Here is a 13,229-nt window from a genome sequence, read left to right as displayed (position 1 = left end):
CAGTCGAGCAACAACCACTGTCCGACCGCAGGCACGCCGTCCACGACTCAGGCTCCGCGGCGAACCGTGCGCCGCCTGGCGGGCGAAGTCGTATCGCGCTGCGATGACTTCTTCCTGGCAGGCTTTTTAGCGGTGGCCGGTTTGCCCTCAACCGTCTCGTCCAGATTCAAGCCGCTGGGTACGTAGTCAACGCCGTGCTGAGTCAGGTAGTCGCGAATGAGTTGGCGTATCACCTGTGAGGCAGTCCGGTCCTGCTGCGCGCACAGGGCCTCGAAGGCGGCCTTTTTATTCGGGTCGATCAGGATCGTGAGCCGGGCCGTCTTGAGTTCCATGGAGCCTCGCATTGCAATGCCATGATCATATGCATCACATAGTAGTGCCATGTTCGTTGAAATACCAAGGCGTGTCGGCAATCGAGGGCAGGAGCAGAGCAAGACGCTTTCGCGCAGCGGGCCGGCGACCTGCTCGTCAAAGCTTTCTTTCGTGCCAGAGCCCTCACTCCCACGCGTGGCAGCCACGGTTTTTGTTGATCGATCGCTTTACACTTGAGGGCCGCCGTTACGGCAGGAATAGTGGAACGGCTGAGGTGGGTCGGGAGTCGCCTCTGGCGCCGCCGAGCCCCCTCCTAAGTGGACCGAAGGCCGAGACCGGCCAGAAGCGGACGGTCACGAGCGTCCGAAATGCGCGCGCCAGAAGTCCCCTCTGTCATTTTCTCTCGCTCTCACGCCGGCTCCCTGACTCTCACGCGAGTGACCGATGTGGCGTTGTAGCTCGATCCGGAATGGTCGCCACTCCACCATTCGAAGTCCAGAGTTCCTTCTTCGGCTTGAAAAGAGGGCTGGCGAATCGTGGCGTCGCTTGCAGGCCGTGCGATCGCTATTCTGTATTTGGGGTTTCCTTCCACGTCGTACTTGGACACAACTACGCGGCCAGGCATCGCGTGGTAGTCGAAATCCCAAACCACAGCTTCGTCGCAGATCCGGCCTGCTGACCGAATCTTGTGCCGCCGCGCTGGGTCATTCGTGAACACAGACCATATCTGAACACGCGCGCCTACGAACTCTGGCTTGAGCAACTCATGGCAACGCATCTTCCTGCGCTCATCCCAAGAAAGTCGGGTCTTTTCACTTGGTTCCGGCCAATTTCGGATGGCCTTTGGTGGATCGAAGTGCTCGACACGCAAGCGGTCCTGCTCGGCGACAACAAGGTCGCCATTTGGGGGTTCACTCGATTCGGCGGCTTGCTGCAAAAACGTGCGCAGAGGATCGGCAGCCGCCGTGGCCAACCCAGTAAGCTCTCCCGTTCCTTCTAGCTCTACTATTGCCGTCCGCGGCACTGGCCCAAGCGGCACCAACGTTCGTGTTCGTGAGAATCAACGAATCGATCATGCCGATCGAGAGAGGACAGAAGTACGAAGACCCACTCGACGCAGCCTGAAGAAAGCGACGCTCGGTGAAGTCACGGGCGGCGGCAGTTCTCTATCCAAGGAGCGCGAAATTGAATGGGTGGGTCTTGACGTTGATCTGATCGACCTAGACAAAGGGCTGCCCTTCCTGAAGGTGAAACGCATTGAGCTAGGCGCGCCAGAAGGAAGTACCTTGGAGTATCAACTGCAGGGCAAGAAGGTTGAGGCGCCTGTCCCAAACTAGTGGGCCAACTCCTTGCTAGCAGCCTTCCGGGCTGATCGGGCGCTGCCGGCCATGAAGCGTCGTTCGTCTCGGCCTCAAAGGTAAGCCCGGATGTCCGCTTAGCTTCCATTACCCACGGCTCGCTTATCGACGATCATCTTTGCTGCGACGGATGGAACATGCAAAGGAAGACGACAGCTAAGTCCTTTGATGTTTGTCAACGCGGCCCCTGAGGAGGCGGCCGATTGGTGGCCACCACAGCAACCAAGGAGTCCTGGGGGTATAGCTCGAGTCGGGTACCCGGTGGCGCACTGTTCCTGAGTTGGGCCAGCTTCTGGTTGAGCAGCGCCGCGCCCGTATTGACGCCCGACATTTGCGCGATACCGCCTTGACGAACGGCCGCGAAGAAGTCGGGCCCGCCGAGGAAGCTGCTAATGTCGTTCACGGCAATTACGAGGTTGCCGGTGACACTTCTCGACTCGGGTCGACTGACGTTCGTGCCCTCAACTGTGACAGGCCCCTGGACTACGCTGCCGGCGACAGTATCGGGGAACGTGATGGATGTCCTGATAATAAGGTCGTAGGTCACGGCGAAGTTGGGATCGACGGCCCCCGGGAACCCGTCGGGCGTGGTGACGCGGACAAACAATCGATTGCCCGGAACCCGGATCAGGATGGAGACCGAGTGAGGCCACAATTCCGAACGGGCGGCGCACGAAGTGCCCGTCGTATGATTGGACTGCGAATGAATGCCGAAGCCCGACGGTAGCTTCGGTCGTATCCTCGAAATCAAGGTATTGCGAAGGGTATCGTTCAGGCCGGGCTGATTCAGGAAGCGGGCACAGAGTTCAGCATGGGACATGAGCGTGGGATCGCGGTAGAGCTCCGTTCGAGCACCGGTGGGAAGATCAGCGTACGCAGCGATGCCGTTGACGACGTTTCCAGCGAATCCCCCGCCGTCGTGCGGCGCGAGCGTGGTTGGGATGACCTGGGGGCCGCCAGTGCTGGTCCAGCGAATGAATCCCCGCTCGAAGGTGCTCCGGCGGTAGGGGCCATCGGCGATTTCGTCGCTGGTGGGATAGCCCACGCGGCCACGTTCCCAGCCTTCGGCCGCCCACTTCTCACGGATGGCTCCGTAGATGGCAATGGCACCAGTTTGCGGCGTCCAGTAAATCGACGACTCGGGCGTCCCTGGAAGGTGAACGGCGCGGAAGTGATTGAAGCGTCCTCGCTGGTCGGGGGTTTTTGATTCGTCCGTGATCGGATACCCGTATTCGACGCGGCCGAGCTGATTCCATTTGGCTCCGATGGCACCCCAAACGGCAAACGCTCCGATGTCCGGACGCCAATAGATGAAGCCGTTCTTGAACTCGTTGAAGCGACCGCCACGAGGGGCGCTCGCTTCATCGGTCAAGGCGGGGCCCAACGGCCCGTTCTCCCTTCCCAAAACGTTGTACTTATCCCCGATCGCCCCGTAGACCGCGGCAGCAATCGCGGTCGTTACCGCGCAAAGAAAGAGCCCGAGTGCGAAGCCGCGTTTCGCAAAGTCGCATTTTCGCATTTGTTGGCTCCTGAAAAGTGAATAGCAATAGCCAAGTTCTCGAGACACTGGAAGGAAGGCTATGCGGCCACGTAAGTAGATTCAAGCCGGCTTCCGAGTATATTTATTTATATCTGAATCAAATAAAGTTAATGGCACATGTTAAATACTTGAGTCCTCTGTAAATATCCGAGATAAAGGGATTCCGCTATCACAAGGAGACCGCCTCAGACTAATCAACTGCTGACAGGTCGTCCAAAACCTCCACTCTCTCATTCGTCCTAACAAAGCCGTGCATTTTCAGGTGGACAACTCGACTCGCAACATCGGCGGACGCAATTTGAACTACGCTGGGGTAGCGTTGAAATACGGCAGGCAGGGTGTCACTTTCCACGGCTCCTACAGACTGACGGCCAAGGCGGTCCTCGTGGTGGCAAAGTGATTCGGAGGATTGGGGCGTCAGTGCCCTCGCCAGTCCGGAGGTCGACAGGACTTCTCAACGACTGTCGGCGTTCGGGCTACCTCAAAATCCCGGACCTGCGAGTAACACTGTGCACGGCCGATCCGCGACTGATTGCGGTCATTTGCGAACGAAAACGCAAATGACCGTCATGGGTCGTTTTCCGACACCCCGCGTCAATCGCGAAGAAGCAAAGAAAAAGCCCTCAGGCCGGGAGGAATGAGGGCTGGAAGTGGTAGCAGGCGAGTCGCGGCAAACGCCTGTGGCGGCATGATGACCGGATCGCCTGCCGTTGCACATCGCTAATTCTGGGGATATGCACGGCCGGCGGCTCTGCTTATCGGACTTGCGGACGCCGTCCAAAATGTCTTTTAGTACTCTCCAAGCACCCAGCCGCTGATATAGGCGAAATACTCGCGCAGCCAGGCGTTGTAGCGGATATAGAGCGGCGTGGCGGCAGCCGCGCCGGAAAGTGTCGTAAAGCCCGCTTTGCGGGCGATCCGCTCGGCGCGCAGCAGATGGAAGTCGCTGGTCACCACCAGCACGGGATCGGTAGCGCGGACGCCGTGTCGGGCCAGTACCTCGCGGCTGAACTGCATGTTTTCCGCGGTGCTGGTGCTGCGGTCCTCGCGGATCAGGCGCTCCGGGACCAGGCCATGGGCCAGCAGGTAATCCCCCATGATGCCGGCCTCGGTGCAGGGCAACCGGCCAAAATCCTGCCCACCGCTGACGACCACCGATGCCGCCGGGAAACGGCTGGCCTGTTGCAGCCCTTCATCGAGCCGGGCCGCAAGCGTGGGCGATACCTCGCAGTTGGGTGAGCCGGAACCCAGAATGACGATCGCCACGGGGGCGCCCGCCGCCGAAGCGTTCGGCGCCAGGTCGGCGATGCCGTGACGCATGTGCTGGAAGAACATGGCGACGCTGACCAGCCACACGATCAACCCTGCCCAGCCGGCGCGCCAGAGCCATTGCCGCCAGGGCACCGCCGCGCGCCACCGGGCGATGGCGGCCCAGCGCCAGGCCAGGCCCATCAGGGCGACACCCAGCGAAAACGGCAGCACGATACCGAAGTTGAACACGCCCATCAGCATCAGGGCGATGCCGTCGCCCGCCAGCAAGGCTCCCACCACAGCCATGGCCAGTCGCCATGCAGGCTTGCCGCCGTACTGCTTGTCGATCATCACCCGCCCGAGAAGTTGTCGTCAGGCGGGCAATGCTACCCGCACCGCGTGGCGGCGGGCAAATGACCGCTCGAATCAGCTGCCGAGAAACGTCAGCACGGCCTGGGTGAAGCCCTCCACCTGCTGCAGATTCGACAGGTGGGCGGCATACAACTCCGTGTAGCGGGCGCCGGGGATCGTGTCGGCCAGATAGCGGCCGTCGGCGGGCGGCGTGGGGATATCGCCCGAGCCGGCGATCACCAGCGTCGGCGTCTGGATGCGCTGGATCTCCGCGCGCAGATCGGAATCGCGCACGGCCAGGCAGTTGGCGGCATAGCCGCTCGGACTGGTGGCCCCAAGCATGGTCTGCAGACGCTGCACCAGTTCCGGCTGCTGCGCGCTGAAGTCCGGCGTCAGCCATTTGTCGACCACGGCCGCCGTGATCGCGGCCATGCCCTCGCGTTCCACCAGCGCGGCGCGATTGGTCCAGTTCTCGGGCGGGCCGATATAGGCCGCGGTGTTGCACAGTACGAGGCGGTTCAGGCGATCGGCGTGATGCAGCGCCAGCCACATGCCGGTGATGCCGCCCATCGACAACCCGCAGAAATGCACGCGCTGCAGACCCAGATGGTCGAGCAGCCCGATCACATCGCCGCCAAGCTGCGCGATGCTGTACGGGCCGGGCGTCACGCCCGACTCGCCATGGCCGCGCGTGTCATAGCGCAGCACGCGGAAGTGTTGGGACAGCGCGGCGATCTGCGGCTTCCACATGTCGAGGGTGGTGCCGAGCGAGTTGGACAGCACCAGCACCGGCAGGTGCTCGTCGCCATCCAGGCGGTAATGGATGCGGACGTCGGAGAGGTCGGCAAAAGGCATGACGGCTCCCGTGGCTCAGTTCTGCGCGATGGCCGAGCCGTGCTGCGCCAGCGCGGTGACCTTCATTTCCATGTACGGATACAGCGGCAGGCCGGTCAGCAGCGTGTGCAGTTCGTCGGCATCCTTCACGTCGAAGATGCTGACGTTGGCGTAAAGGCCAGCCACGCGCCACAGATGGCGCCACTTGCCGTCGCGCTGCAGTTGCTGTGAATAGGCTTTTTCCTTGGCCTTGATCGCATCGGCCACTTCCGGGTCGAGCGATTGGGGGATACGGACGGTCATTTCCACCATGAACAACATGTGGGGGCTCCTTGTGAATCCGGCGAAATCAGACGGTGGCGACGGGCGTCACCGGCGACCCCATCGCACCCGGCAGCCGCAGCGGCGGCGCCGACAGGAAAAAGTGATGGCGACCCTCGGCACGCAGCCATGCGGCGAGATCGCGCAGGTACCACAGCTCGCCCAGCGGCAGGCCGAGCTTGAACAGGCAATGATGATGCAGGGGCAGCATCGGCACTGGCCCTGCACCCTCCGGCGCGGGCCGCGCTGGATAGCGCTCGACGGCGTAGTTGTCCGCGGCGATCGCGGCGATGCCGGAATCGGTGATCCATTGCAGCAGGCGTTCGTCGCGGCCGTCCAGCGCGCAGCAGCTATGGTGCAGCACCTCGGCGTCGGGTTGGCCGGCCATCTCCATCACCATCTCGGCAAACCCGGTGCGCAGCACAAGGATGTCGCCGGGTTCGACCACGATGCCATCGGCCTCGATCACGCGCATCAGGTCGTCGTATCCGACCGTGCGGCACTCGCGCCCGTAATGCGCGGCCAGGTCGACCAGCACGCCACGCGCCTGGATACCGTGCGCGGCGAAGGTCTCGATGCCGAGCGCGTCGGCGTGGCTGTGGTCATGGCCGCACGGGTGCGCGGAGAAATGGTCGCCTTCCGCGTAGTCGACCGGGCCGACGATGTCGGTATTGGGGCGAAAGCCGTTGTAGTAGACCCGCTCGGCCACGCCGTCGCCGTCGGCATCGAACAGCGCGCCGACGTGCGCCAGGGAATCCCATTGCGTCGAGTACTGCATCGACAGCAGTACCTGGTCGTCGCTCAAGACATCAAGCGCGTTTGGGTCGACCTTGGCCAGCGGAAAGTTGACGTACGCCACGTCGTCACGGAACGTGGGACGCAGCACCGGCGGATGCCGGCGTGGATTGAGAACATTGCCGCCCGGCAGATCGAGCGGCAGAGACAGGCAGAACGTCTTGCCGCTGCGGATTTCGCGCGCGGCGGCAAGCACGCGGTCTGCGGTAATCAGGTTCAGGCGGCCGAGTTGGTCGTCATCGCCGAAATCACCCCAGTTGGCGCCTTCGGGCCGTTGCTTCCATCGTTTCATGGCTGACGCTCCGGACTGGCGTTCAGAGATGGCAGACGCCGTCCAGGTACGCCTTGCGCCAGCGCACGATCCGGATGTCGGCGAACAGGCCGGCCGTGAAGAACGGATCGGCCTCGATCAGTGCCCGCGCGGCCTCGCGTGTGTCCACGTCGACGATGTAGATGCCACCGCCGCCATCGCTGCCGTCGTCATTGAGCTTGGCCCCGCAGGCCAGCAGCAGCTTGCTGTTCTCCGCCAGGAACTCCAGGTGCGCGGGCCGGTTGGCCTGGCGTACGTGCTGGTGTTCGGGCTTGTCGAAGGTCTCAATGAGGTACGGCATCGAATGTCTCCTGTATCGGTTGTCAGATCTGCGCGCCCCAGGCCAGCATGGCGACGATGTAGATCGCGCCGACCCAGAACATCATGATCACGGTGTAGCCCATCACGTCCTTGAGCTTCAGCTTCGACAGCGCCAGCGCCGGCAGAATCCAGAACGGCTGCACCAGGTCATTCCAGGCGTTGCCGAGCATGACCGACATCGACGTCTGCGCCACAGAGCTGTTGATGGCCTTGGCCGCGTCGATCATGAACGGACCCTGGATCACCCAGTGGCCACCGCCGGACGGCGCGAAGAAGTTGATCACGAACGAGCTGACCAGACCCCAGAACGGCAGCGTCTGCGGCGTGGCGATATCGACGAACACGCGCGAGATGCTGTCCACCAGCCCGGAGCCGGCCATGACCGCCATGATGCCTGCGTAGAACGGATACTGCAGGATGATGCCGGAGATCGTCTTGATGCCTTCGTTCAGCTTGGCCACGTAGTTGGCCGGGGTGCCCAGCAACAGCACGCCGATAAACAGGATCAGGAAGTTGATCAGGTTCAGGTCCAGCGAACCACCCTGCGAGAAATGCAGACCCGCGTAGGCCAGCCCGCACAGGCCGATGATCAGGCTCAGCAGGCGGCTGTTGTTCATGCGCGTGGCAAGCGTGTTCTCGATGCCCATGCTGTGGCCGTGCCCGGCGGCGCGGTCCTCGGAGCTGTTCTCCTCGCGGATTTCCACCACTTCCTTGGCGTCACGCGGGTGCAGCATCGCGTTGAGCAGCGGCAGCGTGACGATGACGGCAAGGCTCGTCAGCAGCATCGGTGTGGAGAAGATCGTCTCCTTGAGACCGATCACGCCCATCAGCTTTTCCATCGGGTGGCCCGGGGTGGAGATCAGTACCGGGATGCTGGCAGACAGGCCCAGGCCATACATCGTGAAGCCGCTGTAGGCCGAGGCGATGATCAGGGGGTAATGCACGCCCTTGACCTTCAGCGCCAGCTTGCGGGCGATGATGCCGCCGATCACCAGGCCGAAGCCCCAGTTCAGGTAGCTGCCGATACCGCCGACCAGTGTGGCCACGATGATGGCGCCGCGCGGCGTCTGCACGCGGGCGACGATGGCATTGAGGAAGCGGTCGACCAGCGGCGCGGTGGCCAGCACGTAGCCCATCGCCAGAATCACCGCCATCTGGGTGGTGAACGAGAGCAGGTTCCAGAACCCCTTGCCCCAGTTCGTGATGACCGCCTGGGCGGCCTGTCCTTCTACCAGCATTGCCATGACCATCGTCAGCAACGTCAGGCCGATGGCGAATACAAAGGGGTCCGGCAAATACCGGCGCATCAGTTCAGTAAAGAACCCGGCGACCTTACTCAAGATCTGTCTCCTACGAAATCCGAAATGAACGCATATCGAACTAGCGTTCTACATGCGAACGTCTTGTATGAAGATCGGGAGCGTAAGAGTCCGAATGCGCAAAGTCAAGTTAATGAATTGCTTAATTAGTGCGAAAGTCACAACTATCCGATGCTGCATTGCAGCGCGACATGCTCTGCGTGACCCAGGGCTTCTGGCCTTGTAAATACGCCAGCAATCGGATTGCGCAGTGCAGCATTGACGTGCGGACGGACGGCCTAGATCTGGCCGATATCCGCACAGAACCGCCATGCAGAAAGGAGAATGCCCCGGCCAACGAGCGTGCCGGGGCGGAAGGAGAAGACGCGAGAGGTTTCTCGGGCCAGGTTGAGGTCCACTTGAGGGCTACTTGATGCCGAATCGGCGGTCGAGCGAAAAGGCGCCGGCACCCCGGCCAATCAGGAAGAGTTGCAACGCGGCCCAGGTCAGGTGCGTGGGCCAGGCATCGGGATAGACAAAGATCTCGATGACCAGCGTCATCCCCAGCAGCGCGAACGCCGAAAATCGCGTGAACAGGCCGAGCACCAGCAGCACCGGAAACAGGTGCTCGGCGTACGCGGCCAGATGGGCCGCGAGTTCGGGCGGGATCAGCGGCAGGTTGTACTCCTGCTCGAACAGCGAATAGGTGCTGTCCTTGATCGTCAGCAGCCCGGTGACCTTGGTGCGGCCCGACAGGAAGAACACCGAGGCAATTGCCAGCCGTGCCAGCAATGCCAGAAACGAGTCGCTGATCAGCCGCGAGGCCCGCGTTGTAAGGTTCGACCAGAGCGTGGTATCGGCCCGCACTGGGGAATCGGTATGAGATACGTTTGACATGGCTACCTCGGCAAGCTGGATAGGCTCAGTGAATGTCTGCGCCGTGAATGTCTGCGAAAACCCGCGCGCCAAGCAGCGTGGCCAGCAGGCGGGCGATGTCGATGCCGGGCTCGGCAACCATGGCGGACTGGCTGGCGATCTGAAGGTTGGCGCCTGCGGCGCAGGCATCCAGAAAGGCGCACATGCCCTGCGTGGCGTGTTGCCAGACCACGGCACCTTCTGGCCGCGTCAGCAAGGCGCCCTCCCCGATCCATTCGAGTTCGCCATCAAGGTCACGCTGCTCCCGATTTGCCCGCCAGATCGTGAAGGCAGGCGTTTCGAACCAGCGCCAGCGCACGCTGGCGCATGGCCGTAGCGCCGCGCCAAGGAGATCGCCCCCGTTCAGCGTGGCCAGTGCCGCCGCGTCCAGCGCCTCGTCATCGGCGGCCAGGTGGGACTCGGTCCAGAGGCGATCCAGACGTGCCACGTCCGGCAGGTATGGCAGTGCCGCGGCAGGCTCGAATCCCGACAGGAAATCCGCGAATTCCTGCCCATACTCAATCAGGCAGACGCTGCGCGGGGGCTCCGCGCAGACGTGGATCAGCGCCGCCGCGCGAAACCAGTCCTCTCCTACCAGCCGCAGGACCGTCGGGAAATTCGCGGCCAGCGCATCCACACAGCCCTTGAGCACGGTGTTGCGATAGACCTTGAAGCCGGGCTGCTGCGTCAGCGGCGTGATTGGGGTCCACGGCGGCGCGATGCCCGGCGGCGCCAGAATGGCGCGCAGGAAATCGTCCTGAAAGTGATGTCCGTTGGCGTTCATGATGTGGCGACCTCCGCGTCCAGGATGGACTGTGCGCGATCCCGCTCGTCAAGCAAGTCGGCGAATTCGGGAATGTTGTCGTCCCGTTCGATCAGCGTCGGACGCTCACCTACCCGCGCCACGAAGCGGCGATATAGCGACCAGACGGCCTCCGCCACCGGCGCATCGTGCGAGTCGATCAGCAGTGACGCGCCGAACTCGTCGTCGAAGCTGTGTCCGGCCAGATGAATCTCCCGCACGGCTTCGGCCGGCACGCGGGTCAGGTAGTCCCACGCGTCGTAACCCATGTTTCGGGCGCTGACGTAAACGTTGTTAATGTCCAGCAGCAGCCCGCAACCGGTGCGCCGTACCAGTTCGGCCAGAAAATCGGTCTCGCTCCAGTCGTGCTGGTCCATGCGCAGGTAGTGCGACGGGTTCTCCAGCGCGATGGCACATCCAAGGCGGTCCTGAACGCGGGAGATATTGGCCGCCACTTGCGCCAGTCTTGCCGTGGTCCGCGCCACCGGCAATAGATCCGGCACGTAGCGCCCGTCCAGCGTCGACCACGCCAGATGCTCGGAAACCAGCACCGGCTCGATCCGCCGCAAAAGTGCGTGAAGCCGATCGAGATGCGCCTCGTCCGGCGGGGCATCGCCCGCCAATGACAGCGACACGCCGTGCAGTGCCACCGGATGGCGCTCCCTGATGGCCGTCAGCCACGCCAGGCGCGGACCGCCTGCCATCAGGTAGTTCTCCGGGTGGACCTCGAACCACAGGCCCGGCTCGGCGCATTGCAGCGCCTGCTCGAAGTGTTGCGGCTTGAGTCCAAGCCCCGCGCGTGGTGTCGCTGTCATGGTAGACGTCTCCAACGGGCTGCTATCCGGCTTACATCGGCTTCAGCGTGCCCATGCCGTGCGGCGTCTTGATCGTCGCGCAGGTACCAACGGGCACGGACTTGAAGTGGTCGCGCTCGTAATCGGTCTTCTGGGTACCGGCGCACGTCGTGCCCGCCCCCGCCTTGCAATCGTTCTGGCCGGCCATGGCCACGCCGTAGCACTTCTCCATGGCGGGCTTGTCCTTGGACGGCTGCATGGTGCTGTTCTGCGCCAGGGCGACGCCCGAAGTCAGGGCGGCCAGGGTCACGGCGGCGGCGAGCTTGATGGTGTTCATGGCGATACTCCTTGAGAGCGGATCAATGTGAAGGGAAGTCAGATATCCGTGGTCCCGCCCGGCCTGCCTTGTGACGCAAGGTTGTTGGGCTCGGTGGTCGGATGATCTGACTGTCAATTCGCGGGGGATCCGTCACCGGTTACAGCCGCCCGGGAGGATATTTTTTTGTGGTCCGCTGTAACCGGATGGCGCCCGCCGACGAATAACGGAGAAGCACATGCACGCGGATTGTCGCCATGGGTGCACTCACATATCATTTCGAAGCGATCACCCCTGAACCTCGTGACGATGTTGATCGATCAAATCTCCGCGCAGTCGTCGCCTGCATGAAGCCCGCTCCCGAGCGCGCCGGCATGGAGGCGATGGATGCGGTGGAGCAGCGCCTGCGTGCGCTGCTCCTGGCCGGCCTGGGTGGCGATCAGGCCGCCTATCATGCATTCCTGACCGAACTGACCGGCCGGCTGCGCGCCTTTGTCCGGCGGCGGCTCTATCAGTTGCAGGATGAAGTCGAGGACATCGTCCAGGAAACGCTTCTGGCGGTGCACAACGCCCGGCACACCTACCGCGCCGAGGAACCGCTGACGGCGTGGGTCTACGCGATTGCCCGCTACAAGCTGCTGGATTTCCTGCGTAGCCGTTCCCGTCACGGGGCGACGGAGTCGCTGGACGATGTCGCGGACATCCTCTGCCATAGCGACGACGCGCCGGCGCACGATGCACGACTCGACCTGAGCGGCCTGCTCGAGCAACTGCCGGACAAGCAGCGGCTACCGATCCTGCACGTGAAACTGGAGGGCCTGTCGGTGGCGGAGACCGCCCGGCTGACGGGGCTGTCCGAATCGGCGGTCAAGGTAGGTATTCATCGCGGGCTCAAGGCATTGGCCGCCAAAGCGCGCCTGTTCACATCATGAAGACAGACGATCTGATCTCCCTGCTGGCCACCGGCATCCGCCCGGTGGACCCGCACATCATGCGCCGGGCGTTCGTCCGGGCGCTCTGCGCCGGTGCCGCCGGCGCGCTCCTGCTGCTGACCATGACGTATGGGGTGCGCCCAGACATCCGCGTGATGCTGGTCACGCCGATCTTCTGGCTCAAGGTGGCGTTTCCGCTGTCGCTGGCAATCGGCGCATTCGTTGTGCTGAAACGGCTGGTGGTGCCCGGCGCGCAGGTGGGTACCCGTTGGGCGGTGCCCGGCGTGCCGGTGCTGGCGGTGTGGATCGGCGCCCTGGCGGTGCTGGCCAATGTGCCGGCAACCGAGCGGCTGTCACTGATGCTCGGCATGACGTGGAGGACCTGCCCGTTCAATATCGTGTTCCTGTCCTTGCCGCTGTGCGTGGCGCTGGTCTGGGCGGTTCGGCAGATGGCCCCAACGAACCTCCGCGCCGCCAGCGCCCTGGCCGGACTGCTCGCCGGTTCGGTGGCGACTATCGTCTATTGCCTGCATTGCCCCGAAATGGAGGTCCCGTTCTGGGCAATCTGGTATCTGGCCGGGATGCTGATTCCGGCGGCGCTGGGCTGGCTGCTCGGCCCGCGCCTGCTGCGCTGGTGAGACGCCACGGCCACACCCTGCCCCCCGCGCGTGGCCCGTCTCAGATCTGATCTGCAAGATATCGAATTCCGCAAACGCGCGGACTGAATATATTGGCTGTGTCCCGGGACGCTGCCCGTGACCCCGTTTCTTGCAAACAAT

16 protein-coding genes are annotated in these 13,229 nt (G+C 63.0%); 3 read left to right on the top strand and 13 right to left on the bottom strand.

All coding sequences use genetic code 11. From position 1 onward, the window contains the following. Positions 1–47 precede the first annotated feature (47 nt). Positions 48–332: a ribbon-helix-helix protein, CopG family gene (locus WD006_RS21805; RefSeq protein WP_011519105.1), complete on the bottom strand. Its 285-nt coding sequence runs from the start codon at positions 330–332 to the stop codon at positions 48–50. 389 nt (positions 333–721) lie between these two features. Next, positions 722–1,285: a hypothetical protein gene (locus tag WD006_RS21800; protein WP_035831813.1), complete on the bottom strand. Its 564-nt coding sequence runs from the start codon at positions 1,283–1,285 to the stop codon at positions 722–724. Here WD006_RS21800 and WD006_RS21795 point away from each other — a divergent pair. Further along, a complete protein-coding gene (locus tag WD006_RS21795; protein ID WP_141192950.1) occupies positions 1,278–1,649 on the top strand; it encodes a hypothetical protein in 372 nt (123 codons plus the stop codon). The genes WD006_RS21800 and WD006_RS21795 overlap by 8 nt on opposite strands. Before the next feature lie 196 nt (positions 1,650–1,845). Here the strand turns inward: WD006_RS21795 and WD006_RS21790 are convergent, their stop codons facing one another. The 11 genes from WD006_RS21790 to WD006_RS21740 all read right to left on the bottom strand — a co-directional run bounded on the left by WD006_RS21790 (position 1,846) and on the right by WD006_RS21740 (position 11,539). Then, positions 1,846–3,189, bottom strand: a complete 1,344-nt coding sequence (locus tag WD006_RS21790; protein WP_029306298.1) for an LGFP repeat-containing protein — start codon at positions 3,187–3,189, stop codon at positions 1,846–1,848. An 810-nt stretch (positions 3,190–3,999) separates the two neighbouring features. Next, a complete protein-coding gene (locus tag WD006_RS21785) occupies positions 4,000–4,812 on the bottom strand; it encodes a YdcF family protein (protein ID WP_029306299.1) in 813 nt (270 codons plus the stop codon). 75 nt (positions 4,813–4,887) lie between these two features. Continuing rightward, positions 4,888–5,667, bottom strand: a complete 780-nt coding sequence (gene pcaD, locus WD006_RS21780; RefSeq protein WP_029306300.1) for a 3-oxoadipate enol-lactonase — start codon at positions 5,665–5,667, stop codon at positions 4,888–4,890. Positions 5,668–5,682: 15 nt separating this feature from the next. Next, on the bottom strand, positions 5,683–5,967 hold the full coding sequence (catC, locus tag WD006_RS21775; protein WP_008646082.1) for a muconolactone Delta-isomerase: 285 nt from the start codon (positions 5,965–5,967) through the stop codon (positions 5,683–5,685). A gap of 28 nt (positions 5,968–5,995) precedes the next feature. After that, entirely contained in the window at positions 5,996–7,054 is a 1,059-nt protein-coding gene (locus tag WD006_RS21770; RefSeq protein WP_029306301.1) for a cyclase family protein, read from the bottom strand. A gap of 22 nt (positions 7,055–7,076) precedes the next feature. Then, complete coding sequence (locus tag WD006_RS21765; RefSeq protein ID WP_008646080.1) at positions 7,077–7,373, bottom strand: YciI family protein; 297 nt, start codon at positions 7,371–7,373, stop codon at positions 7,077–7,079. Between the two features lie 22 nt (positions 7,374–7,395). Then, positions 7,396–8,733, bottom strand: coding sequence for a short-chain fatty acid transporter (locus WD006_RS21760; protein WP_011519114.1), 1,338 nt, complete (start codon positions 8,731–8,733; stop codon positions 7,396–7,398). A gap of 384 nt (positions 8,734–9,117) precedes the next feature. Further along, on the bottom strand, positions 9,118–9,588 hold the full coding sequence (locus tag WD006_RS21755; protein ID WP_011519116.1) for a DoxX family protein: 471 nt from the start codon (positions 9,586–9,588) through the stop codon (positions 9,118–9,120). A 25-nt stretch (positions 9,589–9,613) separates the two neighbouring features. Further along, the gene (locus WD006_RS21750) at positions 9,614–10,390 is read right to left on the bottom strand and encodes a DNA-binding domain-containing protein (protein WP_011519117.1); all 777 of its coding nucleotides are present in this window, start codon (positions 10,388–10,390) and stop codon (positions 9,614–9,616) included. Next, a complete protein-coding gene (locus WD006_RS21745; protein ID WP_029306303.1) occupies positions 10,387–11,223 on the bottom strand; it encodes a DUF692 domain-containing protein in 837 nt (278 codons plus the stop codon). Before WD006_RS21745 ends, WD006_RS21750 begins: the two co-directional genes overlap by 4 nt. A 31-nt stretch (positions 11,224–11,254) precedes the next feature. Continuing rightward, positions 11,255–11,539: a BufA1 family periplasmic bufferin-type metallophore gene (locus WD006_RS21740; RefSeq protein ID WP_011519119.1), complete on the bottom strand. Its 285-nt coding sequence runs from the start codon at positions 11,537–11,539 to the stop codon at positions 11,255–11,257. Positions 11,540–11,865: 326 nt separating this feature from the next. On the opposite strand from WD006_RS21740, the gene WD006_RS21735 reads away from it, so the two are divergent. Together WD006_RS21735 and WD006_RS21730 are read left to right on the top strand one after the other, a co-directional pair. Beyond that, complete coding sequence (locus WD006_RS21735) at positions 11,866–12,450, top strand: sigma-70 family RNA polymerase sigma factor (protein WP_049799845.1); 585 nt, start codon at positions 11,866–11,868, stop codon at positions 12,448–12,450. Next, the gene (locus tag WD006_RS21730; RefSeq protein WP_029306305.1) at positions 12,447–13,088 is read left to right on the top strand and encodes a DUF1109 domain-containing protein; all 642 of its coding nucleotides are present in this window, start codon (positions 12,447–12,449) and stop codon (positions 13,086–13,088) included. The genes WD006_RS21735 and WD006_RS21730 overlap by 4 nt, the downstream gene beginning before the upstream one ends. The last annotated feature ends 141 nt before the right edge of the window (positions 13,089–13,229 follow it).

The sequence above is a fragment of the Cupriavidus sp. Met-2 genome (assembly GCF_049843575.1).
GTDB lineage: Bacteria > Pseudomonadota > Gammaproteobacteria > Burkholderiales > Burkholderiaceae > Cupriavidus > Cupriavidus metallidurans.
Note: the sequence above shows the minus strand (reverse complement) of the source record. Positions and strands in the feature narration are given on the sequence as shown.

What these genes read in the sequence shown, in the direction of transcription:
- WD006_RS21805 (WP_011519105.1), bottom strand. Translation starts at nt 332, where the DNA reads ATGGAACTCAAGACGGCCCGGCTCACGATCCTGATCGACCCGAATAAA.
- WD006_RS21790 (WP_029306298.1), bottom strand. Translation starts at nt 3,189, where the DNA reads ATGCGAAAATGCGACTTTGCGAAACGCGGCTTCGCACTCGGGCTCTTT.
- WD006_RS21785 (WP_029306299.1), bottom strand. Translation starts at nt 4,812, where the DNA reads ATGATCGACAAGCAGTACGGCGGCAAGCCTGCATGGCGACTGGCCATG.
- pcaD (WP_029306300.1), bottom strand. Translation starts at nt 5,667, where the DNA reads ATGCCTTTTGCCGACCTCTCCGACGTCCGCATCCATTACCGCCTGGAT.
- catC (WP_008646082.1), bottom strand. Translation starts at nt 5,967, where the DNA reads ATGTTGTTCATGGTGGAAATGACCGTCCGTATCCCCCAATCGCTCGAC.
- WD006_RS21770 (WP_029306301.1), bottom strand. Translation starts at nt 7,054, where the DNA reads ATGAAACGATGGAAGCAACGGCCCGAAGGCGCCAACTGGGGTGATTTC.
- WD006_RS21765 (WP_008646080.1), bottom strand. Translation starts at nt 7,373, where the DNA reads ATGCCGTACCTCATTGAGACCTTCGACAAGCCCGAACACCAGCACGTA.
- WD006_RS21755 (WP_011519116.1), bottom strand. Translation starts at nt 9,588, where the DNA reads ATGTCAAACGTATCTCATACCGATTCCCCAGTGCGGGCCGATACCACG.
- WD006_RS21750 (WP_011519117.1), bottom strand. Translation starts at nt 10,390, where the DNA reads ATGAACGCCAACGGACATCACTTTCAGGACGATTTCCTGCGCGCCATT.
- WD006_RS21745 (WP_029306303.1), bottom strand. Translation starts at nt 11,223, where the DNA reads ATGACAGCGACACCACGCGCGGGGCTTGGACTCAAGCCGCAACACTTC.
- WD006_RS21740 (WP_011519119.1), bottom strand. Translation starts at nt 11,539, where the DNA reads ATGAACACCATCAAGCTCGCCGCCGCCGTGACCCTGGCCGCCCTGACT.
- WD006_RS21735 (WP_049799845.1), top strand. Translation starts at nt 11,866, where the DNA reads ATGAAGCCCGCTCCCGAGCGCGCCGGCATGGAGGCGATGGATGCGGTG.
- WD006_RS21730 (WP_029306305.1), top strand. Translation starts at nt 12,447, where the DNA reads ATGAAGACAGACGATCTGATCTCCCTGCTGGCCACCGGCATCCGCCCG.